Raw genomic sequence first — 23,765 nt, 5'->3', positions numbered from 1 at the left:
ATATGGAAACATTAATTAGCTGCAGCAAAGTGAAATATTCAATCGATGCCAGGCTGTTGTTTGACGAGCTCTCGGTCACGATTTCCGATAAGGATCGCATTGCTCTGGTGGGATATAACGGGGCGGGAAAAACCCACTTACTGAAACTGCTCGCCGGACACTATAAGCCGGATGATGGGCTGATTGAACACGTACGCGGGCTTAAGCTGGAAATGGTTTCCCAGTTTATCGATGAATCTCTGTTAGCGATGACGCTGCTGGACAGCATCAGTCAAAAAATCCGCAGCGTTGACGAATTCGCCGACTATAAGGCCAGCAAGGCGCTCTATGAGCTCGGTTTTACCGAGGCCGATTTCTCCCTGCCGGTCTCGGCGCTCAGCGGCGGACAAAAAACCAAACTGATGTTTGCAATGGCAGCGATCGTCGAACCGGACATTATTTTGTTTGACGAACCGAGCAACCACCTGGATGCCGGCACCATGAAACTGTTCGAACACTACCTGAACGCCAGGTTGAAATGCGCCTTTATCATCGTTTCACATGACCGTGATTTTCTTGATCAGGTGACCAATCAGACGCTGTTCCTGCGGGATCGTCAGCTTACCGGCTTTGCCCTGCCGTTTAGCGCCGCATTTGCCGCATTAAGGGAAAAAGACGCCGCCGACGCAGAACGCTTACGTGCGGAAGAAAAGAACATTAGCCGCCTGAAGGAAAGCTCCAAGCGGTTGGCCGAATGGGGGAAAAATTACGATAATGAAAAGTTTGCCCGCAAGGCCAAGTCTATCGAAAAACGCGTGGAAAAGCTCGAAAAGGCGAAGACCAGGGTTACCGCCGGTGAAACCTATCAGCTAACCCTCGACAGCGACCAGATCAAATCGAAAAACATCTTACAGATAGAAAAACAGCACATTGGCTACCTCGGCGCCGAACGCGATAATTCACTGTTTTTTATTGAGCAGCTTTATATCCGCCCCGGCGATCGCATCGCGCTGCTGGGTAATAACGGCGCCGGCAAATCGACCTTACTGCACACTATCGTTACCGCCTATGCGCAGCGGCAAGGGCAGGGCGGCACACATCGCGTCATTCCGGCCGATGTCACGCTCTCGCCGCAGTGCAGCCTGGGTTTTCTCGATCAGGAACTCAGTACCTTGCCGCTGTCGCAAACCATTTTTGACGCGGTGCGCGACAACGCGCCGGATGTTGATGATGTTACCTGCAAGAAGGCGCTGATTGCCGCCGGGTTCGAGTATGCCGAGTTCAGTAAACGTATCAGCCTGCTCAGCGGCGGTGAACGTTCACGCCTGCTGTTTCTGATCTTAAAAATTAACAAACCGAATTTTTTGATCCTCGATGAACCCACCAACCACCTGGATATCTTCGGCAAAATCGATTTAGAAACGGAACTGATCAGAAACCAAATCACGATGCTGGTGACTTCCCACGATCGGGCATTCATCGATAACGTCGCCAATCGCTTCATTATGATCAGCGACGCCAAACTGGAAGAAGTGTCATCCAGCCAGGCCTACTACGACAGCATCGATAAAGACATCGCCACGGCAGCCGCGCAGGTGAAGTTCTCTTCGACACGCACGCCGGAGCCGCCTACGAACGCCAATCTCAGCAGCGAAGAAATGATACTCGACATGATCATTCAATTGGAAAACAAGCTGGCTGACGATCTGTCACGCAAACCCAAGCACCAGAAGCCGCACAAGCACGCGCAATGGCGCAATGAGATCAAAAACCTGTACGCAAAGCTCAATTAGCACCTCTCACCCCATGGACTCACGACTGAAGGGCGCAATGATGACAACGACAACATGCAGTAAGGATTTTTGGGACAATTTTCTTGCTCACTACCACAATCAGGAGATATTCGCCTCCGGCCCGTTTGCTCAGGCATCACCTCTCGATGCTGACGCTCTGTTCACCACCGTGGTGGATTATTGCCGACGTGCGCAGAACGGCCAATGGGGCGTGCGCCTCTTCGTGGATGGTAAAGCCTGGCTCTCCGGCAGCGGTTTGGACGACGTTGAGGCCGCACGCGCCTATTTTCCTCTGCCGACCGACAGCAACTTTGCCGGCTATCACCGCAGAATGACGACGCTATGTCGCGAATACTGTTTGATCATCAACGATCCAGAAAGCCTGGATTTTGAGTTGTATCATTGGTGCCGTCAGTTTTTGCGTCCGATCTTCCAGCAAAATGGCATGAATAACATCGGTATCTATAACGCATTATTTATCGGCAACTATGCTAAAACCAGCTTCGGCGTACACTTCGATCCCGAAAGTATTTTCCAGTTTCCTATTGTCGGGCCAAAAACCATGCGCTTCTGGTCCGCCGAGTATGTACGCGATAATCCCGATCTGGCGGAAAGCCTCGACTATCACACCCACCGAGATGCAGCACGCAGCCTGACCAGCCATCCGGGGGAATTCACCTATTGGCCGAAAAAGGCCTGGCATATCGCGGAAAACAGCGGGGAGCTGTCGGTGGCTCTTGCGCTTTCCCTGCATGAATACAGCGATATCCGCCCTTATCTTGTCAATAATCTGCTGCTGCCGCAGCTGAGCGGCGCCCGCAAGCTTAACGATCAGTTTGAACTCGGCGGCCGCCCCTCCGCCGCGCTGGAGGTGGCGGGAGTGTCATATTCATCCACTCCTGATGTCGCGACCTATGACGTGCCGCAGGTTGTCAGTCAGGTTTTCCAGCGTCTATCCCACATGACCTCCCCCTCAGCCGCAGCAAAATTCTGGCTCCGGTTGCTGTCTGCCTTCGGCTTTACCTCACCGCCGGCACTACAGACAGGAGAGATCGACCGACAGCAGCGTTACCGCCTCTACCCCGACTTCCCGGTTTTGATGCAGCGTCATGACGACGCGCTATATATCGCCGCCAATGGCTATCTGCTGGCCTGTCCAGCCCCGTATGCGCATATCCGTGACTTTATCCGTTACCTCAATACGCACAACGAGCTGCAGGGTGCAGAGATTTATCAGGCCAGCCATGCGCTAGAAACCGACACGGCCAAACGCCTGCTGGCATTTTTATACGCAACGCGCGCACTGAGCCCGGTCGGCGCGTCATCGGCCATTGACTAATCACCGCAGGAGCACATGATGAATCTTGATCTCGACAACAGTCAGGCATTCTGGGACGCTGTCGCCGCCGATTTTTATGGCCGACACGCGTTTTCTTCCGCTCAGCGGCACTGCACAGAGCCGCCTCCTCAGTCCGCGCTCTTCGCCGCAGTAGTTGAATGCTGCCGACGTCATCTGCTTGGCGAATGGGGCGTCGAGCTGGACTGGCAGCAGGACGCCATGCCGGCCGCCGACGCGCAAACCCTGTATCCAACGTCGGAAGACGGCAATTTTGCCGGCTATCAGCGCAGGATGGCGGCGCTGGGCGTACGGTTTAGGCTGGTTGTTCACGATCCGCAGCGGGTCAATCACCTTCTGTGGCGCTGGGGCAGCCTGTTTCTGCAACCGCTGTTTCAACGCCGGGGCATGAATAAGCTGGGCGTAGCGACGCGCGTCACCATCAGTAACAGAACCGGCGAGGGCGCCGGAGTAGGCTTCGCCCCCGAATGCAGTATACATCTGCCGTTGATCGGCGAACTGCAGCACCTCTTATGGTCCGCCGAGTATCTGCAGACACATCCCGCACTCAAAGGAAGCACTGACTATCAGGCACATCTCGATCGGGCGGAATGCCTGGCCACGCCAGAGCAGGGCTTCAGCTGCATACCCAAGAAATATTGGTACGCCACATTGTTTCGCGCCCCCTTCAATGTTTCGTTGACGCTGGCGCTGCAAGAATACGCAGACATCACGCCGTATATTATCAATACGCTGATCTGCCCGCCGCTGAACGAACGCCGTGAAGCCAGCGATCATTTTGAATACGCGGGCATGCCCGATGGCCGTTTGCACCATGTCAGCCTGCCAATCGACATCGACAACCTCCAGGCCAGTGCAGAGCAGCCGCCGGCAAGCCTGCTGGCGTCGTTTGCCGCGATCCATCACCCGTTAAGGCCGGAGCAGATGTCCGCCTTCTGGATGCGATTGCTCTCCGCCAACGGCTTTAACGTCTGCCCAGAGGCCCTGCCCACCGACCAGTGTCAGACAGCAACCGCGCACAGCGTTATTCAGCTTGCCGCGCAATTTCCGCTACGTTGGCGTAAAACCATGGACAACGCCCTGAGCATCGCCGCTAATGGCCACCTTGTCACCATCCACACCCGTCATGACTACGCACCGATGCTGCAAATGCTGAATCAGGGAACCCCTGTCGCTCTCGGCGAAGCAGCCTCTCAGCTCAAGAGGGATGAGCTGGCGCTCTTCTATGACTTGATAAACCAACTGGCTGCGGTACAGGCAGTCACAATCATTACGCCGAGCTAGCCCAAAATTCGCATCAGCAAACGACGAATAATGCAGTGTACAGACGTTCGACAGTTCACATGGATTGTCGTCGCCAACATTCATCTCCGGTTACATGGAAATATTGCATGATGAACACAGACAACTCGTCAGTGGCTATTTTTTCCCGCCACGAATCCTCTGCACGCAGCTATTGCCGTAATTTCCCCGTTATTTTCCAGACGGCTTCAGGCTGTCATCTCTACGATCGCGATAACATCGCCTATTTGGACTTCTTAAGCTGTGCCGGTGCGGTGAATTATGGACACAATCCCACCGCGCTTAAACGCGCGCTGATCGGCTACCTGGAAAACGACGGCCTCCAGGCTTCGTTGGATATGCACTCGGTGGAAAAAATGGATTTCATCCGGTATTTCAATGACATCATTCTGGAACCACGCGAGCTGCAGTATAAAATGCAGTTCACTTCCCCCGCCGGAGCCAGCGTGGTTGAGTCTGCGATAAAACTGGCAAGAAAAGTGAAAAACCGGGCGAATATCATTGCGTTTACCAATGCCTTCCACGGCATGTCAAATACCGCATTAGGTTTGACCGGCAATCGCGACCTCCGCCAGCCGCACGTCGATCCGCATATTTCGCGGATGCCTTATGAAAACTATCTAGCGGGGCTTGATACTCTGGACTACCTGGAGAAATTGCTTGATGACAACAGCTCCGGCTTAGAAATCCCGGCAGCCATCATCGTGGAAACCATACAGGGGGAAGGAGGCGTCAATGTCTGCTCCGCTCCCTGGCTACAGCGCCTGCGTCGGTTAAGTGAAAGGCATGATATCTTATTAATTATTGATGATATTCAGGCCGGCTGCGGACGCAGCGGGCACTTCTTCAGTTTTGAGTTCGCAGGCATCGTGCCGGATATGGTTTGCCTGTCGAAGTCCCTGAGCGGCTACGGTTTGCCTTTTTCGCTGTTGCTCTATACGCCGGAACTGGATCTCTGGCGTCCGGGCGAAGATAACGGCACCTTTCGCGGCAATGCCTCCGCGTTTATTACGGCAGGCGCGGCGCTCAAATGCTATTGGCGGGACGACAAACTGGTTGAGCATATTGCGGAACTCGAAGCGATCGTACAGCAGCAACTCTATACGCTGCGCGCCAATTACCCCGATCGGATTAAGGCCGTACGCGGACGCGGACTGTTTTATGGCATCGAACTGTACGACCACCATCTCGCCAAAGCCGTTACCGACCACTGCTTTACCCGGAAACTGATCGTTGAGCGAAGCGGTGCCCGCGACCAGGTTATAAAAATTATGCCTGCATTAACTATATCTGCCGAACTCCTGATGCAAGGCCTACAGATCATCAGCCATGCCATGGAGCACATCCTTACTCCGCTGAGTACGCCGCCTTCTCTGTGCGAATAAGGCGCATCGGTACGTCGCAACGTTTATCGCTCCCATGTTAATCCATGGGAGCGTGCCCATAAGCTAACGCCATTGCGCCATCAGAGATTAATCCAGCGTTTTCCGATAGGAGCGCAGGCCGATAAACATCACCAGCGCCGCCAACCCCAGCAACGGCAGCAAATCCGGCAACAGTTCCGCCAGCGTGTACCCCTTCAGCATCACCCCTTTGATTAAGCGAATAAAGTAGGTCAGCGGCAGGCATGAGCCAATCGCCTGCGCCCAGACCGGCATGCTGATAAACGGGCTGATAAAACCGGACAGCAGCACCGAGGGAATAAAGTAGAACGACGACATCTGCAACGCCTGCAGCTGGCTTTGCGCGATGCTGGAAATGGTGATGCCGACCGACAGGCACAGGAAAATATAGACCGTCAGCACCGTCAGGAGTAACAGCACGTTCCCCAGCAGCGGAATGTTAAACAGGTACACCGCGCACAGCAGAATCATCACCGACTGGAACATGCCAATCAGCACATAAGGCGTGATCTTGCCGACGATCACTTCCAGCCCGGTCACCGGCGATACCAACAGGTTTTCGATCGCGCCGCTCTCACGTTCGCGGGTGATCGCCAGCGCGGTCATCAAGATCATGGTGGTGCTGAGGATCGAGCCGATAATCCCAGGAATGGTATTGTACTGCGTGATCCCTTCCGGATTGAACATGCGGTGTACCACCAGCTCGACGTTATCCGTCCCTTCCCTGCCCCGCAGCGACTCCGGCAGATCGTACTGAAACATGTTCTTTGACGCCTGCGCGATGGCGCTCAGCGCGTTGCCGCCGGCGATCGGATCAATGGCATCGCTCTGGATCAGTAGCTGCGGCTTTTCGCCGCGCAAGATCTTCTGGCTGAAGTCCGCCGGGATGGTCACAATGAAGATCACATCACCCCGCACGAAAGCCTTTTTCGCTTCCTGCTCCGAGGATACCGGCTGCAGGGAGAAATATTGAGTATTCTGCGCCGCGCTGATAAATACCTGGCTCAGATGCCCCGAGTCATAGTTCAGCAACGCTGCCGGCACATGGCGCGGATCCATATTGACCGCATAACCCAGGATGATCAGTTGGAACAGCGGCGTCAGGAATACCATGCTGAAACTCACCCGATCCCGACGCAGTTCATGGATCTCCTTGATCACCACGCCCAGCCAGCGCGTCAGCGAAAAGTTAATCATTGGTTTTTTCATCGCGAGTCTTCATCAGGTAGGTAAAGGCATCCTCAAGCTGGGTCGGTACCCGGCACAACTCATACCCCGCAGGCAGCCGCGACGTCAATAAACCGTGCAGCCGCTCGCCGTTGCAGGCGGTCACATACAGCGCATTGCCGAAAATGACCGTCTGCTCGATCTCGGGCAGGGTTTGCAGCTGACTTTCCAACTGCGTCAACCCTCTGCCGCGCACCTGGATCGTGGTAAGATTCTGCGCTTGAATAATCTCTTCAATGGCGCCGCTGGCCAGCAGGGTGCCGTAGGAAAGGTAGGCCACTTTATGGCAGCGCTCTGCTTCATCCATATAGTGCGTGCTGACCAATATGGAGATGCCGGCGTCGGACAGCCGATGCAGCGTTTGCCAGAACTCACGCCGCGCCTTAGGATCGACGCCCGCCGTCGGCTCATCCAGAAACAGCAGTTCGGGTTCGTGCAGCATACAGGCGGCCAGCGCCATTCTTTGCTTCCAGCCGCCGGACAGCACCTTCGCCAGCTGATGCTGGCGGGGCGCCAGTCCCATCTCCGTCAGCACACGCTCAATACGCTGCTTGCGCCGGTCAAGATTATGCAGGCGCGCAATGAACAATAAATTTTCCCGAATGGTTAAACTGCCCCACATCGAAAAATGCTGGGTCATATAGCCGATGCGCCGCTTAATCGCTTCGCGCTGGGTAAAAATGTCCATCCCCAAGCAGGAACCGCTGCCGGAATCCGGCGTGAGCAAACCGCACATCATGCGTATCGAGGTAGTTTTACCGCTGCCGTTCGGCCCCAGAAAGCCATAAATCTCACCTTTTCCAATGCGTAAAGAAAAATCCTTCACCACATGATTGGTGCCAAAGTGTTTATTCAGCTTATGAACATCAATGCACCAATCATTCATCGGAAACCAGCCTCACCTGCACCGGCTGACCGATTTTCATCTGCTGCGCCTGCGCCAGTTCCGGACGCGCTTCAGCCATAAACACCAGTTTTTCACGACGTTCGGTGCTGTAGATCACCGGCGGCGAGTATTCTGCCTGTGGGCTGATATAGTGAACCGTTCCCGCAATCGGCTGTGGGCAGCCGTCGCACAAAATATCGATGCGCGATCCCACGCTCAGCGCTGCCAGCCCGGTTTCCGGCACAAAGAAGCGCACCTTGATATTCTCCGGCGGCAGCAGGCTGATAATAGGTTTACCGGCGGCGGGGCGCTCGCCGGGACGATAGATAACATCATACACCAATGCCGACTGCGGCGCGACGATCCGGCTTTGCTGCATATCCCAACGCGCCTTGTCCAGATGCAGCCTGGCGGACGCCACCCGCGCCGACTGATTATTAATCCGCTCCTGCCGTGCCGGTAGCGCCTTGGCGGTCAGCTGATGCGACAGTTCATTAACCTGCGCACTCTTCTGCGCATAATTCGCCTCCATGCTCTCCCACTCCGTGGCGGAGATAACATGTTTGGCATAAAGAGGCTGATTTCTTTCCAACTGACGCTTGGCCAGCTTGGCTGCGGCACGCGCCCGCGTTAACTGCGCACGCACCACATCCAGCTCTTTATCACGGTCGCCAGAACGCAAATCCTGCAGCAGAGCGCGTTCGGCCATATAGTTTTTCTCTGCAATGCGCAGCGCATTATCGGCGTTAAAAGATTCCATAGTGGCCAAAAGCTGCCCTTTCTCGACCCAAGCGCCCTTATTGACCAGAACCTGCTCAATCTTTTCGCTGGCGTGATAAGAAAGATAGATAAATTCGCCGTTAGCATAGCCGGAAAACGTATCAGACGACGGATCCCGGCAGCCCGAACAGAGCAAAGAAAAAACAGCAATCAGCACAGCCTTACCAATAAGGTTCATTGAAGATATTCCTATATACCAAGAGGCGCCGGCGCATTTCCTTCGATAAATAATCACGCCGTTTTAATATAGTGGGATTGATAGCTTTTCTTCAGCGACGCCAGTTTGCAAATACTCAAGCCGGCAATAGAATTAAAGCGTTGGTCGTCTCTGAAGCCAACCAGCATTGAACCACCAAGATAAAACCAGCGCGCCATCTGCTTAAATGGCCACGGCAGTTGATAGCCCGCCTCATCCAGCAGCGCATTTAACCGCTTCCAGTCGGCGCGAAAATCACCACCGGAGAACAGAGCGTCGGATTCTCTATCCGGGAAGAGCGTATCCTCCATCATTAGGCCATCCGGATGCGACGCGGAGAAATAGCATTGGTAAAAATTAATAATCAATCGCTGTGCCGAAATAGAATAGTTTTTAGGGATCGTTAATACCCCCAGCAGGTTTTTATAATCGGGATAACGTTGAGCAAAACAGAAAATGCCTTTCCATAATGCATCCAGCGCATTGGTTTTTTGATATTGGTGTTGGATAAAGCCGCGGCCGACTTCAAAACTCTCGGCGACGTCATCCGTTAAAGGAGGAGTATATTGGAACAGGGAATAGCTATACAGGCCTTCTACGCCACGTCTGGCGATCTGCTCACCGGCCGGAACAATGCGGTAGGCGCCGGCAATTTCTAATGCCTGCGGATCCCAAAGAATCACATGGTAATAGTCCAGATCGTAAGCGTCATTATCACGTTTTTCACCGGAGCCCATCTCCATAGCGCGGAATGAGGCTTCACGCAGCCGCCCCAGCTCCTGCAAAATAGGCGAATACGCCTCACCCTGATGGCGGTAAAGATAGACCCGTTTACCATCCCCCAGCGTTTTCAACACGTCACAATGACTCAATGCGTTAGCCAGCAGGCTTCGCTGCTCCGGAGCGGCAAGCGCCGGCAGCGTAGACACCAAACCCGGTTTGCCCGTACCGATGTTCAAAAGATGGGACCGACAGTCGGCAGCCAACGACTCCAGCGCTTTGTCCGCCTTTAGGGCTGAAAGAGCGATCGGCCGGCAGATTTTTATGCGCAGCGCGCTGCCCTGATGCCGGGCTATTTCACGTAAAATCATTAGATTAGACAGAGGGCGCCAGGCAAGCGCAGCCATGTAATACCACACGCTGTTAATACCGCGAATATGCACCGGCAACAGCGTCGCTCGGGTGCGCCGTGCCAGGTGAATAAATCCCGGATGCCATGGCGACTCCCGCAGCCCGCCCAACGACAGTCCGGCCAATCGTCCAGCCGGACAAATAAGCAAAACCCCCCCTTTTTCTAGGTGGTCGCTCATCTCTTTAAATTGCCGATGGCTCATCTTGCCGTGCATATTTCTGATACCGATAGAAATATCTTTTATGGGTGGAAAAAGAAAGGTTAATACATGGTTAGCAATTATCTTCACATCTTTACGCACGCGTGAAATTGTGCTCATTAGCGCCAGGCCGTCGATAACCGTAGGATGATTGGCAATGACAATCAGCGGCCCCTGGCTAGGGATATTATCGTAATCGCCACTGTGTGCCTCAAAGCGCAATTGCAAGGCATCAACCACCGAGTCGACCCAATCAATCCCTTGCTTTCCTCTGGCTTTTTTTAATACGTGCGCAATCTTTTCTTCACCAAACACCCATTTAATTAACCTACGCCGGCGAGGAGAAATATTCCGCCCCGGGAAAAACTCCTCAATAATCCTGCCGATTGTATCCATACAAGTACCTTCGATTATCCAAGCTGATTTGCAGTATCAATATAAAAAACCAACAAAATCACTCTGCTGATTAAAATGATTCACAGAAAAATATGTCTTCTATATAAGTATAACTACGGATTATAAGAAACGGATCGTCGACACAAAACCATCATCTAACGTGATATTTATATAAAATATAACCGGTAGGGTGTTTTAAAGTCCAGAAATAAATAAACAGCACATTTCTCCGGACGAAAAAACAAGGATATTTCCAATCATACGTCAGGAATAATCATAAAATACTATGCAGGCGGTATTTTATGTTGATTTTAATTCCCTCTTGGATAAAAGTAGTCGGCGGAATAGCTTGGTCGGCCAATTTAATTTGGGCGCCATTTATTTCTTCACGTTAAAAACACAAACCTGTCATATAAAAGGATGATGAATATGAGAGAATTAAATAAAGTCGAATTACAGGACGTTTCTGGCGCAGGTCAAATCGCTGATGCAGCAAAAGCATTAGGCAACGGCATCGGTGCATTGATCGAAAGCTTTGGCGTCAAGGGTGCTAAAGACGCAGCTGCTAACCTGGGTAACGGCATCGGTGAAGTTATCGAAGCTGGCCTGTCCGTGCTGAACGGCATCTTCGGCGGCATCTTCGGCCGTCGTCCAGCCAAGTAAGCTGAGCGGTAAGCAAACCCCAGGCTGCGCAAAACGCAGTCTGGGGTTTTCTATTTAATACGGCGTAACCCGCGGAAGCCAGGTTAACAGACTCCTGACGCCGTTATCACTTCATTCACCTACACCGGCCAGCGGTTCAACGTAATACCGCGCGTTGCCGCACTGGCGCCAAAGTCCGACAGCATGGCGCGCACGTCAGGATCGATATATTCCGCATTATCGCATTCTGCAATCACGACGCAATTATCCGGGATTTGCGCCAGCAGGCTCTGCAGCCGCGGATTATGCAGGAAGGTCAGATTCTGGTGAAAACGCACCACATAATGGTCGTCATACTGCGCCAGCTGCAGCGCATTGTGATGGCTTTTATACGTGCTGCACAGAACCTGCGTCATCAGACCAATCGCGATCCCCGCCAGCATACCGAAGACAATAATCCCGCCAACGGTGACGATAAACGGGACGAAATGCGCCAGCCCCATACGCCACTGCACGGCAAACAACGCCGGGGAAGCCAGTTTATAGCCGGTATACAACAGCACCGCCGCCAGGCTCGCCAGCGGAATAACGTTCAGCAGATCGCTGAAGAACACGCCGCACAACAGCAACAGCACGCCATGCAGTAAAATAGACACTTTACTGCGCGCTCCCGCATTGACGTTGACTGAACTGCGCACGATAACGGCAGTAATCGGCAGACCGCCCAAAAATCCGCTCAGCATATTCCCGACGCCCTGCGCGCGCATTTCTTTATCCGGCGAAGGCGACGGCGTCTGCGATTTGAGCTTTTTCAACGCTTCCTGACTGAGCAGGGTTTCCAGGCTGGCTACCAACGCCAGCGTCACCGCGATCACATACACGGAAGGGTTGCGCCAGGCACCCTGCCAATCCGGCCGGCTAAGCTGCGCGCCCAATTCATCGGCGCTATCGAATTTGGGTAAAGTAATACGCGCGATATTACCCATAAATTCCGGCATCAGGCGCTCGCCGAAGACCACGGCCAAACCGCCCCACAGCACGGCCACCAGCGGCCCGGGAATATAGGTCATCACTTTGATGCGCTTCACCGGCTTCGTCGTCCAGGCCCACAGAATAAACAGCGCGCCCAACGCCACGACGATGGAAGCCGGAGACAGCAGTTCGCTCCCAGCGCTCAGCAGCCCTGACAGGCTATCTTCGCCCTGATAGCCCAACGCAACCGGTATCTGTTGTAGAATCAGCAACAGGCCGATCGCCGCCAGCATGCCCTGGATCACCGTCCCAGGCACCAATGAAATAAAACGCCCAGCGCGCAGCAAACCGAAAATAAGCTGCAGTACCCCCGCCATGATCAGCGCTACCAGCAGCAGAGAAAACGATCCGAGCGTTTCCATCGCTCCGACGATAATGGTCACCAATCCGGCCGCCGGCCCGCTAACGGCATAACGCGACGGACTAAGCAGCGTAACCACCAATCCACCAATCACACCGGTCAGTAATCCGACAAACGGCGGCACGCCACTCGCCTGCGCAATGCCCAGACTGAGCGGTAACGCCACCAAAAATACAACGATCCCTGCGGGAATATCATTACGCAGAGTGCTTAAGCTCATCACGCACCTCCGCACTGTCCTGATGAATCAGCTCCTTCAGGTGCCCTTCATGCAAATCATAAACGCAGCCAAATACATCCAGTGTGCGGCCCTGTCGCCAGGCCTGTTGCACCGGCGGACAGTCGACAAGATGAGCAAACTGGGTCACCACGTGCGCGTCGATCACGCGGTTCAAGCGCAGCACTTCATCCTCTTCACTCTGCTGATACTGCGGCAGTTCGCTCGCCAGCGACTGGCGCAGATGTTTCAGACGCCTGGCCAATGCGCTGTTCTCCTGCGACAGCGGCAAATCGGGCAGATTAACGGCGGCCTGCACGCCGCCGCAGCCATAGTGGCCGCACAGTACAATCGCGGAGACGTGCAGATAGTCCAACGCGTACTGCAATACGCTCATCAGGCTATCGTCATCCTGTAACACCATATTGGCGATATTACGGTGTACAAACAGTTCACCCGGGTGTGCGCCGGTCAGCACCTCAGCCGGAACCCGGCTATCGGAACAACCTATCCACAACGCGTGTGGCTGCTGACCGGCGACATGCTTACGGAAGTAGTGAGGATTGCGCTGGCGCTGTTGCAACGCCCAGCTGCGATTCCTGGCTAATAGGGGTTTGAGTATTGTCACAGCATGCTTCTCTCTGTTGGGGACAAACAGGCTTTCACCTACCCGCCCAGGGCCAATAACATAAAAAAAACTTATGATGAAGATAAAGGCTTGAAGCTCATACATGACGTTTTCATGTCATGCAGGATCGTTCCTAAAGCAGGTTAATCCTTTATTAAAAATAGAGCCGGAGAAGATTAAGGCAAGTAAAAAAAAGTGGGAACTTTTAACGGAGCCTTATAATCATACTGATTTATAAAGATAAAAAAATGATACCGCAGTATTAAAAAACTAAAGTAAGCGCTTACTGAAGAAACTTTACACTCGGGAAGCCATCGCTAGCGTTATGGCATAAGAAAAGCCCGCCAATGGCGGGCTTTTTTAATAATTAGTGAAGTCTAATATTAAGATTGTCTTGCTGTTTTGACTTTGCCAGCGAGGAATTCTTTCTCATAGGCCAGCGCTTTACTGCGGTCGAACTGGCGCTCCCACTTGGCAACCACCAACACGGCCAGCGCATTACCGACAACGTTCAGCGCCGTACGCGCCATATCCAGAATACGGTCAACGCCGGCGATAAAGGCCAGTCCTTCCAGCGGGATCCCAACGCTGCCCAGCGTCGCCAGCAGTACCACGAAGGAGACCCCCGGCACACCGGCAATACCTTTTGACGTTACCATCAACGTCAGCACCAGCACGATTTCCTGACCAATTGATAGCTCAATACCGTAAAGCTGCGCAATAAAGATGGCGGCAATGCTCTGGTACAGCGTAGAGCCATCCAGGTTAAACGAGTAGCCGGTCGGCACCACAAAACTGGTGATCGACTTCGGTGCACCGTAGGCTTCCATTTTTTCAATGATGCGCGGCAGCACCGTTTCCGAGCTGGCGGTAGAATAGGCCAGAATAAGCTCGTCTTTCAGGATGCGAATAAGCGTCCAAATGCGCAGTTTGCACATCCGCGCCACCGTTCCGAGCACCACCAGTGCAAAGAAGATGATGGCCACGTACACCAGCAACACCAGCTTGGCGAGCGGCAGCAACGAAGCAAAACCAAAGTTCGCGACGGTCACCGCAATCAGGCCAAAGACCCCGACCGGCGCATAGCGCATAATCATATGCGTCACTTTGAACATGGTTTCAGACACCGCTTTAAAGACGTTCAGCAGCGGCTCTTTCGTTTCCTTCGGTAGAGAAGAGAGGCCCAGACCGAACAGCACCGAGAAGAAGATAATCGGCAGCATGTCACCTTTCGCCATCGATGCGAATACGTTGGATGGGATTAGCGACAAAATGGTGCTCACCAGGCTGTGAGAGCCACTCTGCACCTGCTCAGTGGTTTTTTCATACTGGGAGATATCCACGGTGGTCAACGTCGACATATCAATGCCGTGACCAGGTTGGAACACATTCGCCAGCGTCAGCCCGACCACAATCGCGATGGTGGTAATCACCTCAAAATAGAGAATGGTTTTCAACCCGATGCGGCCCAGTTTCTTCGCATCGCCGACGCCGGCAATGCCGACGACTAACGTCGAGATAACGATTGGTACGACAATCATTTTAATCAGGCTGATAAAAATATTCCCGGCGGGGCTAAGAATATTATTAACAAACCATTCGCGAGATTCCGTTTGATTATGCAGGATCGCACCAACAGCAATCCCCAAAAACAACGCAATCAAGATTTGCCAAGCAAGGCTGATTTTCACACTTCTCATACCCAAAAAAGTCCTCAAAGCACTCCTCCGGAGTAATTTTTACCAACAACCCCAGATGGAATACTTAATCAATTTCAATACAGATTTATGTTAATTTAATGTAACGTTCACTTGCCCTGTCAGTGTCGCGGGTTAAATCTGTACCATCTGAAGCCTATGTTCTGCAAGCCTTGTTTCAGCCGCGGAAAGCACGCCGCAGCAGGAAAAATCGGTGTCCGAAAATTTCCCATTAACATAATCTGTTGTTATTAAATACATAATTCACTATGGATTAAGCTATAAAATAAACAAATCGTTCAATTTGACGGCAATAAGGAAATGCGTGATTCATCACGTAATATGCATATTTAGACGTATGACTGGAACTTTCTTTCGTTTACACTAGCTTACAATTTTTAATGACAAGACAATAAATTGCATTTGCCTGCTCGGACAATTAGTGATTATCAGAATAATAAATCCCCTACAGACCCTGGAGGATTTATTGCATAATTTGCGGTTAGTTTATTATTAATTTACATTTAATTTTTAAGAAAAAAACAAGTCAACGGTTTTATCCCTAATTAATATCGAATAGGAATATTAATACAAATATTATTACAAAACAGTTTTAGCCTCGCTAAAAGCAATATCGCACGGCGTTGTTAACGCGTCGAGTTTTATGTCTTTTCGTTATTTTGAGGACGGAGTTATTGTCAAAAACTGTCAACTCTTTCGGAAAGCTCCCCTAACCTCACAGATCTAGCCGTCAATCCACCAGTAACTATTACAAATCAATATCTTCGTTGCGTGATCTATCGCGCAAAAAAGAAACAAAGAATCACGGCAAACTATACTTAACCATCAGTTGACATATTATTAACAACTTATAACAAGGAGTAAAAGCCATGAGCCAACTGCACAAACATACGATTCCTGCCGCAATTGCGGAACATGCCCTGATTAGCCCGGCACAATACCAGCAGTATTATCAGCAGTCGGTGCAAGACCCGGCCGCCTTCTGGGGAGAACACGGCAAGATTGTTGACTGGATCAAGCCTTATACTCAGGTAAAAAACACCTCTTTCGCACCGGGGAACATCAGCATCCGCTGGTTTGAAGACGGCACCCTCAACCTAGCCGCCAACTGTCTGGATCGCCACCTGGCCACCCGCGGTGATCAAACCGCCATTATCTGGGAAGGTGACGATCCGGACCAGTCCAAGCATGTAACCTATAAACAACTGCATCACGATGTGTGCCAATTCGCCAACGTGCTCAAAGGGCTGGGGGTGAAAAAAGGCGACGTGGTGGCGATCTATATGCCCATGGTGCCAGAGGCAGCGGTCGCCATGCTGGCCTGCGCCCGCATCGGGGCGGTGCACTCGGTGATCTTTGGCGGCTTCTCTCCGGAAGCCGTAGCCGGGCGCATCATCGACTCCAACGCCCGCCTGGTGATCACCGCCGATGAAGGCCTGCGCGCTGGTCGCTCGGTGCCATTGAAAAAGAATGTGGATGACGCCCTGAAAAACCCGGGCGTAACCAGCGTCGACAACGTAGTGGTCTTCCAGCGTACCGGCAAGCCCGGTTACTGGCAGGAAGGACGCGATCTGTGGTGGCACGAGCTGACCGCCGGCGTGTCTGCCGAGTGTCCACCGGAAGAGATGAATGCCGAAGATCCGCTGTTTATCCTCTATACCTCCGGTTCAACCGGTAAGCCCAAGGGCGTACTGCACACCACCGGCGGCTATCTGGTCTATGCGGCGATGACCTTCAAATACGTCTTCGACTACCACGATGGCGACGTTTACTGGTGCACCGCCGACGTCGGCTGGGTCACCGGCCACAGCTATTTACTGTATGGCCCGCTGGCCTGCGGCGCCATTACCCTGATGTTTGAAGGCGTGCCGAATTACCCCGGCGTTAACCGCCTGTCGCAGGTTATCGACAAGCATCAGGTCAATATTCTGTATACCGCCCCAACGGCGATCCGTGCGCTGATGGCGGAAGGCGACAAGGCGATTGAAGGTACCCAACGCGACTCGCTGCGCATTATGGGCTCAGTAGGTGAACCGATTAACCCGGAAGCCTGGGAGTGGTACTACGAAAAGATCGGCAACGGCCAATGCCCAATCATGGACACCTGGTGGCAGACCGAAACCGGCGGCTTTATGATCACCCCGCTGCCCGGCGCCACCGAACTGAAAGCCGGTTCCGCCACGAAGCCGTTCTTCGGCGTACAGCCAGCGCTGGTCGACAACGTCGGTACGCCGCAGGAAGGCGCCTGCGAAGGCAACCTGGTGATGGTCGACTCCTGGCCCGGTCAGGCGCGTACGCTGTTTGGCGACCACGCACGCTTTGAACAGACCTATTTCTCGACCTTTAAAGGTATGTACTTCAGTGGTGACGGTGCACGACGCGACGAAGACGGCTACTACTGGATCACCGGCCGCGTCGATGATGTGCTGAACGTTTCCGGCCACCGCCTGGGAACGGCGGAGATCGAATCGGCGCTGGTTGCCCACCCGAAAATCGCCGAAGCCGCAGTGGTCGGTATTCCACATAATATTAAAGGCCAGGCGATTTACGCTTACATCACGCTGAATCACGGCGAAGAACCGACGCCAGAGCTCTATACCGAAGTACGCAACTGGGTGCGTAAAGAGATAGGGCCGATCGCGACACCGGATATCCTGCACTGGACTGACTCACTGCCTAAGACCCGCTCCGGCAAAATCATGCGGCGTATCCTGCGCAAAATTGCCGCCGGCGATACCAGCAATTTGGGTGATACCTCAACGCTGGCGGATCCGGCGGTGGTCGATAAGCTGTTGGAAGAAAAACAATCAATGAAAGTACCATCCTAATTTTTGCCGTTCCCGGCCGCCGGCGCATGTCCGGCCGGCGGCCGCTATCTCCGAAAGTGTTCAGGTTGCAGTCTGCGTCTGAATGAATTCCCCGGTCTCAGTCTGAAGCTGGCGCCGGAACAGACGTTGGTGTCCTGAAAGGCTGCGGATATAGCGCGGCGTTCGCAGTCAATGCCTTTTGGAGACAGACAATGAATGACACCATCTACCAGGGAATTGAACAAAATCCGCGCTTTAAGGAGCTAGTGCGCAAACGTGGCCGTTTCGCCTGGCTGCTGTCGTTAATCACGCTGGCGTTATACGTCGGTTTTATCTTACTGATCGCCTTCGCCCCACAGTGGCTGGGCACTCCCATTGCCGCCGGTTCTACCATCACACGCGGCATTCCCGTCGGCGTGGGATTAATCGTCATCTCTTTTGTCTTGACCGGTATCTACGTATTCCGTGCCAACGGCGAGTTTGACCGCCTGACGGCAGAGATTCTGCGTGAGGTGAAACAATGAGGTACATACTTGCCATTGCCGTCCTGCTGCTGCCGACGCTGGTGAATGCCGAGGCCATCAGCGGCGAGGTACAGCGCCAGCCGTTAAATCTGCAGGCCATCGTGATGTTTGTCCTGTTTGTCGGCGCGACGCTGTACATCACCTACTGGGCCTCCAAACGCACCCGCTCCCGCCAGGACTACTATACCGCCGGTGGCCGTATCACCGGCTTTCAAAACGGGCTGGCGATCGCCGGTGACTTTATGTCCGCCGCTTCGTTTCTTGGAATTTCCGCGTTGGTGTATACCTCTGGCTATGACGGGCTGATCTATTCCATCGGTTTTCTGATTGGCTGGCCGATTATTCTGTTCCTGATCGCCGAACGCCTGCGTAACTTGGGGCGCTATACCTTTGCCGACGTCGCATCCTACCGGCTGCAGCAAAAACCGATTCGTATGCTATCGGCCTGTGGTTCTCTGGTAGTGGTCGCGCTCTATCTGATTGCCCAGATGGTTGGCGCCGGCAAACTGATCGAGCTGCTGTTCGGGCTGAACTACCACGTCGCGGTGATTCTGGTTGGTATCTTGATGGTATTGTACGTGCTGTTCGGCGGGATGTTGGCCACGACCTGGGTACAGATAATCAAAGCCGTTCTGCTGCTGGCCGGCGCCAGCTTTATGGCATTGATGGTGATGAAGTCGGTCAATTTTGACTTCAATACGCTGTTTGCCGAAGCCGTGAAGGTACATCCTAAGGGGAGCGACATTATGAGCCCCGGCGGGCTGGTTTCTGACCCGATATCGGCTCTCTCACTGGGGCTGGCGTTAATGTTCGGCACCGCCGGCCTGCCGCATATCCTGATGCGTTTCTTCACCGTTAGCGATGCTAAAGAAGCGCGGAAAAGCGTGTTCTATGCCACCGGTTTTATCGGCTACTTCTATATTCTGACCTTTATTATCGGTTTTGGCGCCATCTTGCTGGTCAGCGCTAACCCTGCCTTTAAAGACGCCACCGGCGCCCTGCTTGGCGGCACCAACATGGCAGCCGTGCACTTGGCTAATGCGGTTGGCGGTAATTTCTTCCTTGGCTTTATCTCTGCCGTCGCGTTCGCCACCATTCTGGCGGTCGTGGCTGGCCTGACTCTGGCCGGTGCTTCTGCGGTCTCGCACGATCTCTATGCCAGCGTGGTCAAAAACGGCAAGGCGACCGAGAGAGAAGAGCTGCGGGTTTCAAAAATTACCGTGGTGCTGCTGGGGATCGTCGCCATTGGCTTAGGGATCCTGTTCGAGAAGCAAAACATTGCCTTTATGGTCGGGCTGGCCTTCTCCATTGCCGCCAGCTGCAACTTCCCGATCATCATCCTCTCCATGTACTGGTCGCGCCTGACAACCCGCGGCGCCATGATCGGCGGCTGGCTCGGCCTGTTGACCGCAGTAATCCTGATGATTCTGGGGCCGACTATCTGGGTAGAAATTCTGGGCCATGAAAAAGCCATCTACCCTTATGAGTACCCGGCGCTGTTCTCCATGATCGTTGCCTTTATCGGTACCTGGCTGTTCTCGGTCACCGACAGTTCACTCACCGGTCAGCAGGAGCGTGAACGCTTCCGTTCCCAGTTTGTTCGTTCACAAACCGGGTTGGGGATTTCCCAGGGAAGTTCTCATTAATCGGTAGCATGCAAAGGCCCTGCGGGGCCTTTTTAGTGGCCGATAAGGCCAAGATACGGATGAATAGTGCAGAAACGCAAAAAGCCTCATGCTTTCGCATGAGGCTTTCTACTTTATTTGATGCCTGGCAGTGTCCTACTTTACTCGGCTCTTCGAGCCTCGCCCCTGCGGGGCCGCCGCAAGCGGCGTTCAAACGCGCTATCGCGCCTTTGTCGCATGTCATGCTCGAGCAGAACACCTGCCAACAGACAAAACAAAAAGCCTCATGCTTTCGCATGAGGCTTTCTACTTTATTTGATGCCTGGCAGTGTCCTACTCTCGCATGGGGAGACCCCACACTACCATCGGCGCTACGGCGTTTCACTTCTGAGTTCGGCATGGGGTCAGGTGGGACCACCGCGCTATTGCCGCCAGGCAAATTCTTTTTTACCCGTCCTGTGTCTTTCACGCTGCTGCCGCCTTGGCCGCTCTCTGTCGTCACAGTCACATACTCATGTATGCTCCTGCTCCGCCATCGCTTGCCGCCTTGCTTCAGCGCGAAATCCTTCGGACTTCAATCACAGAACAGGCTGAAAATATCTATCTCTCTAAAACACCTTCGGTGTTGTAAGGTTAAGCCTCACGGTTCATTAGTACTGGTTAGCTCAATGCATCGCTGCACTTACACACCCAGCCTATCAACGTCTTAGTCTTAAACGTTCCTTCAGGGGACTCGAAGTCCCAGGGAAGACTCATCTTGAGGCAAGTTTCGCGCTTAGATGCTTTCAGCGCTTATCTTTTCCGCACTTAGCTACCGGGCAGTGCCATTGGCATGACAACCCGAACACCAGTGGTGCGTTCACTCCGGTCCTCTCGTACTAGGAGCAACCCCTCTCAATCTTCCAACGCCCACGGCAGATAGGGACCGAACTGTCTCACGACGTTCTAAACCCAGCTCGCGTACCACTTTAAATGGCGAACAGCCATACCCTTGGGACCTACTTCAGCCCCAGGATGTGATGAGCCGACATCGAGGTGCCAAACACCGCCGTCGATATGAACTCTTGGGCGGTATCAGCCTGTTATCCCCGGAGTACCTTTTATCCGTTGAGCGATGGCCCTTCCATTCAGAACCACCGGATCACTAAGACCTGCTTTCGCACCTGCTCGAGCCGTCACTCTCGCAGTCAAGCTAGCTTATGCCTTTGCACTAACCTCACGATGTCCGACCGTGATTAGCTAACCTTCGTGCTCCTCCGTTACTCTTTGGGAGGAGACCGCCCCAGTCAAACTACCCACCAGACACTGTCCTCACCCCAGATTATGGGGCCGAGTTAGAACATCAAACATTAAAGGGTGGTATTTCAAGGATGGCTCCATGCAGACTGGCGTCCACACTTCAAAGCCTCCCACCTATCCTACACATCAAGGCTCAATGTTCAGTGTCAAGCTATAGTAAAGGTTCACGGGGTCTTTCCGTCTTGCCGCGGGTACACTGCATCTTCACAGCGAGTTCAATTTCACTGAGTCTCGGGTGGAGACAGCCTGGCCATCATTACGCCATTCGTGCAGGTCGGAACTTACCCGACAAGGAATTTCGCTACCTTAGGACCGTTATAGTTACGGCCGCCGTTTACCGGGGCTTCGATCAAGAGCTTCTCCTTACGGATAACCCCATCAATTAACCTTCCGGCACCGGGCAGGCGTCACACCGTATACGTCCACTTTCGTGTTTGCACAGTGCTGTGTTTTTATTAAACAGTTGCAGCCAGCTGGTATCTGCGACTGGCTTCAGCTCCATCCGCAAGGGACTTCACCTACGCGCCAGCGTGCCTTCTCCCGAAGTTACGGCACCATTTTGCCTAGTTCCTTCACCCGAGTTCTCTCAAGCGCCTTGGTATTCTCTACCTGACCACCTGTGTCGGTTTGGGGTACGATTTCGTGTTACCTGGAGCTTAGAGGCTTTTCCTGGAAGCTTGGCATCAACTACTTCTGCACCGTAGTGCATCGTCATCACGCCTCAGGGTTAACAGCGTTCCGGATTTACCAGGAACACCCCCCTACACGCTTAAACCGAGACAACCGTCGCTCGGCTAGCCTAGCCTTCTCCGTCCCCCCTTCGCAGTAACACCAAGTACAGGAATATTAACCTGTTTCCCATCGACTACGCTTTTCAGCCTCGCCTTAGGGGTCGACTCACCCTGCCCCGATTAACGTTGGACAGGAACCCTTGGTCTTCCGGCGAGCGGGTTTTTCACCCGCTTTATCGTTACTTATGTCAGCATTCGCACTTCTGATACCTCCAGCAACCCTCGCAGGCCACCTTCAACGGCTTACAGAACGCTCCCCTACCCAACAACGCCTAAGCGTCGCTGCCGCAGCTTCGGTGCATGGTTTAGCCCCGTTACATCTTCCGCGCAGGCCGACTCGACCAGTGAGCTATTACGCTTTCTTTAAATGATGGCTGCTTCTAAGCCAACATCCTGGCTGTCTGTGCCTTCCCACATCGTTTCCCACTTAACCATGACTTTGGGACCTTAGCTGGCGGTCTGGGTTGTTTCCCTCTTCACGACGGACGTTAGCACCCGCCGTGTGTCTCCCGTGATAACATTCTTCGGTATTCGGAGTTTGCATCGGTTTGGTAAGCCGGGATGGCCCCCTAGCCGAAACAGTGCTCTACCCCCGAAGATGAGTTCACGAGGCGCTACCTAAATAGCTTTCGGGGAGAACCAGCTATCTCCCGGTTTGATTGGCCTTTCACCCCCAGCCACAAGTCATCCGCTAATTTTTCAACATTAGTCGGTTCGGTCCTCCAGTTAGTGTTACCCAACCTTCAACCTGCCCATGGCTAGATCACCGGGTTTCGGGTCTATACCTTGCAACTAGACGCCCAGTTAAGACTCGGTTTCCCTACGGCTCCCCTATTCGGTTAACCTTGCTACAAAATATAAGTCGCTGACCCATTATACAAAAGGTACGCAGTCACACCACGAAGGTGCTCCCACTGCTTGTACGTACACGGTTTCAGGTTCTATTTCACTCCCCTCGCCGGGGTTCTTTTCGCCTTTCCCTCACGGTACTGGTTCACTATCGGTCAGTCAGGAGTATTTAGCCTTGGAGGATGGTCCCCCCATATTCAGACAGGATAACACGTGTCCCGCCCTACTCATCGAACTCACGACCTGTGCATCTTCGTGTACGGGACTATCACCCTTTACTGTGCGACTTTCCAGACGCTTCCACTGACACACAAGCCGATTCAGGTTCTGGGCTCTTCCCCGTTCGCTCGCCGCTACTGGGGGAATCTCGGTTGATTTCTTTTCCTCGGGGTACTTAGATGTTTCAGTTCCCCCGGTTCGCCTCCTGCCACTATGTATTCATGACAGGATAGTGTGTCGAAACACACTGGGTTTCCCCATTCGGGTATCGTCGGTTGTAACGGTTCATATCACCTTACCGACGCTTTTCGCAGATTAGCACGCCCTTCATCGCCTCTGACTGCCTAGGCATCCACCGTGTACGCTTAGTCACTTAACCTCACAACCCGAAGATGTTTCACTT

15 protein-coding genes and 2 rRNA genes are annotated in these 23,765 nt (G+C 53.3%); 8 read left to right on the top strand and 9 right to left on the bottom strand.

What is annotated here, in order from left to right; genetic code table 11:
• Positions 1-2 precede the first annotated feature (2 nt).
• From D781_RS01385 to ectB, 4 genes are all read left to right on the top strand, one after another.
• Complete coding sequence (locus tag D781_RS01385; protein ID WP_015344257.1) at positions 3-1,772, top strand: ABC-F family ATP-binding cassette domain-containing protein; 1,770 nt, start codon at positions 3-5, stop codon at positions 1,770-1,772.
• On the top strand, positions 1,738-3,111 hold the full coding sequence (locus tag D781_RS01380) for a hypothetical protein (RefSeq protein WP_124014422.1): 1,374 nt from the start codon (positions 1,738-1,740) through the stop codon (positions 3,109-3,111). The genes D781_RS01385 and D781_RS01380 overlap by 35 nt, the downstream gene beginning before the upstream one ends.
• A gap of 15 nt (positions 3,112-3,126) precedes the next feature.
• Positions 3,127-4,413, top strand: coding sequence for a hypothetical protein (locus tag D781_RS01375; protein WP_124014421.1), 1,287 nt, complete (start codon positions 3,127-3,129; stop codon positions 4,411-4,413).
• Between the two features lie 107 nt (positions 4,414-4,520).
• Positions 4,521-5,816 carry a diaminobutyrate--2-oxoglutarate transaminase gene (ectB, locus tag D781_RS01370; RefSeq protein WP_015344254.1) on the top strand — a complete coding sequence of 432 codons (1,296 nt, stop codon included), beginning with the start codon at positions 4,521-4,523 and terminating at the stop codon, positions 5,814-5,816.
• Positions 5,817-5,903: 87 nt separating this feature from the next.
• On the opposite strand, the gene D781_RS01365 is transcribed toward ectB, so the two are convergent.
• Genes D781_RS01365 through D781_RS01350 form a run of 4 tightly spaced genes read right to left on the bottom strand, consistent with a single transcriptional unit; the run spans position 5,904 to position 10,650 of the window.
• Positions 5,904-7,043: an ABC transporter permease gene (locus tag D781_RS01365; protein ID WP_041411697.1), complete on the bottom strand. Its 1,140-nt coding sequence runs from the start codon at positions 7,041-7,043 to the stop codon at positions 5,904-5,906.
• Entirely contained in the window at positions 7,024-7,947 is a 924-nt protein-coding gene (locus D781_RS01360) for an ABC transporter ATP-binding protein (RefSeq protein WP_015344252.1), read from the bottom strand. Before D781_RS01360 ends, D781_RS01365 begins: the two co-directional genes overlap by 20 nt.
• A complete protein-coding gene (locus tag D781_RS01355; RefSeq protein ID WP_015344251.1) occupies positions 7,940-8,905 on the bottom strand; it encodes an HlyD family efflux transporter periplasmic adaptor subunit in 966 nt (321 codons plus the stop codon). Before D781_RS01355 ends, D781_RS01360 begins: the two co-directional genes overlap by 8 nt.
• A 53-nt stretch (positions 8,906-8,958) precedes the next feature.
• Positions 8,959-10,650, bottom strand: a complete 1,692-nt coding sequence (locus D781_RS01350) for a lysophospholipid acyltransferase family protein (protein WP_015344250.1) — start codon at positions 10,648-10,650, stop codon at positions 8,959-8,961.
• Between the two features lie 429 nt (positions 10,651-11,079).
• Between D781_RS01350 and D781_RS01345 the strand changes: the two genes are divergently transcribed.
• A complete protein-coding gene (locus D781_RS01345) occupies positions 11,080-11,313 on the top strand; it encodes a hypothetical protein (protein WP_015344249.1) in 234 nt (77 codons plus the stop codon).
• A 119-nt stretch (positions 11,314-11,432) separates the two neighbouring features.
• Here the strand turns inward: D781_RS01345 and D781_RS01340 are convergent, their stop codons facing one another.
• The 3 genes from D781_RS01340 to gltP form a co-directional block, all read right to left on the bottom strand.
• Positions 11,433-12,905, bottom strand: a complete 1,473-nt coding sequence (locus tag D781_RS01340) for a SulP family inorganic anion transporter (protein WP_015344248.1) — start codon at positions 12,903-12,905, stop codon at positions 11,433-11,435.
• Entirely contained in the window at positions 12,883-13,530 is a 648-nt protein-coding gene (locus D781_RS01335) for a carbonic anhydrase (RefSeq protein ID WP_041411696.1), read from the bottom strand. Before D781_RS01335 ends, D781_RS01340 begins: the two co-directional genes overlap by 23 nt.
• 383 nt (positions 13,531-13,913) lie before the next feature.
• Positions 13,914-15,230 carry a glutamate/aspartate:proton symporter GltP gene (gltP, locus tag D781_RS01330; protein WP_015344246.1) on the bottom strand — a complete coding sequence of 439 codons (1,317 nt, stop codon included), beginning with the start codon at positions 15,228-15,230 and terminating at the stop codon, positions 13,914-13,916.
• A gap of 887 nt (positions 15,231-16,117) precedes the next feature.
• Between gltP and acs the strand changes: the two genes are divergently transcribed.
• The 3 genes from acs (at position 16,118) to actP (ending at position 20,225) form a co-directional block, all read left to right on the top strand.
• Positions 16,118-18,076: an acetate--CoA ligase gene (gene acs / locus D781_RS01325; RefSeq protein ID WP_015344245.1), complete on the top strand. Its 1,959-nt coding sequence runs from the start codon at positions 16,118-16,120 to the stop codon at positions 18,074-18,076.
• 191 nt (positions 18,077-18,267) lie between these two features.
• Entirely contained in the window at positions 18,268-18,579 is a 312-nt protein-coding gene (locus tag D781_RS01320) for a DUF485 domain-containing protein (protein ID WP_015344244.1), read from the top strand.
• Complete coding sequence (actP, locus tag D781_RS01315) at positions 18,576-20,225, top strand: cation/acetate symporter ActP (protein WP_015344243.1); 1,650 nt, start codon at positions 18,576-18,578, stop codon at positions 20,223-20,225. Before D781_RS01320 ends, actP begins: the two co-directional genes overlap by 4 nt.
• 299 nt (positions 20,226-20,524) lie before the next feature.
• On the opposite strand, the gene rrf is transcribed toward actP, so the two are convergent.
• Together rrf and D781_RS01305 are read right to left on the bottom strand one after the other, a co-directional pair.
• Positions 20,525-20,640, bottom strand: a 5S ribosomal RNA gene (gene rrf, locus D781_RS01310).
• A gap of 193 nt (positions 20,641-20,833) precedes the next feature.
• Positions 20,834-23,741: ribosomal RNA gene (locus tag D781_RS01305) — 23S ribosomal RNA — on the bottom strand.
• Positions 23,742-23,765 lie beyond the last annotated feature (24 nt).

Source organism: Serratia sp. FGI94 (genome assembly GCF_000330865.1).
GTDB classification, from domain to species: domain Bacteria; phylum Pseudomonadota; class Gammaproteobacteria; order Enterobacterales; family Enterobacteriaceae; genus Serratia_B; species Serratia_B rubidaea.
Note: the sequence above shows the minus strand (reverse complement) of the source record. Positions and strands in the feature narration are given on the sequence as shown.

Excerpts from the sequence above, each read along its gene's own strand:
- ectB (WP_015344254.1), top strand. The coding sequence starts at position 4,521 with ATGATGAACACAGACAACTCGTCAGTGGCTATTTTTTCCCGCCACGAA.
- D781_RS01355 (WP_015344251.1), bottom strand. The coding sequence starts at position 8,905 with ATGAACCTTATTGGTAAGGCTGTGCTGATTGCTGTTTTTTCTTTGCTC.
- acs (WP_015344245.1), top strand. The coding sequence starts at position 16,118 with ATGAGCCAACTGCACAAACATACGATTCCTGCCGCAATTGCGGAACAT.
- D781_RS01340 (WP_015344248.1), bottom strand. The coding sequence starts at position 12,905 with ATGAGCTTAAGCACTCTGCGTAATGATATTCCCGCAGGGATCGTTGTA.
- D781_RS01345 (WP_015344249.1), top strand. The coding sequence starts at position 11,080 with ATGAGAGAATTAAATAAAGTCGAATTACAGGACGTTTCTGGCGCAGGT.
- gltP (WP_015344246.1), bottom strand. The coding sequence starts at position 15,230 with ATGAGAAGTGTGAAAATCAGCCTTGCTTGGCAAATCTTGATTGCGTTG.
- D781_RS01365 (WP_041411697.1), bottom strand. The coding sequence starts at position 7,043 with ATGAAAAAACCAATGATTAACTTTTCGCTGACGCGCTGGCTGGGCGTG.
- D781_RS01380 (WP_124014422.1), top strand. The coding sequence starts at position 1,738 with ATGAGATCAAAAACCTGTACGCAAAGCTCAATTAGCACCTCTCACCCC.
- D781_RS01320 (WP_015344244.1), top strand. The coding sequence starts at position 18,268 with ATGAATGACACCATCTACCAGGGAATTGAACAAAATCCGCGCTTTAAG.
- actP (WP_015344243.1), top strand. The coding sequence starts at position 18,576 with ATGAGGTACATACTTGCCATTGCCGTCCTGCTGCTGCCGACGCTGGTG.
- D781_RS01375 (WP_124014421.1), top strand. The coding sequence starts at position 3,127 with ATGATGAATCTTGATCTCGACAACAGTCAGGCATTCTGGGACGCTGTC.
- D781_RS01385 (WP_015344257.1), top strand. The coding sequence starts at position 3 with ATGGAAACATTAATTAGCTGCAGCAAAGTGAAATATTCAATCGATGCC.
- D781_RS01350 (WP_015344250.1), bottom strand. The coding sequence starts at position 10,650 with ATGGATACAATCGGCAGGATTATTGAGGAGTTTTTCCCGGGGCGGAAT.
- D781_RS01360 (WP_015344252.1), bottom strand. The coding sequence starts at position 7,947 with ATGAATGATTGGTGCATTGATGTTCATAAGCTGAATAAACACTTTGGC.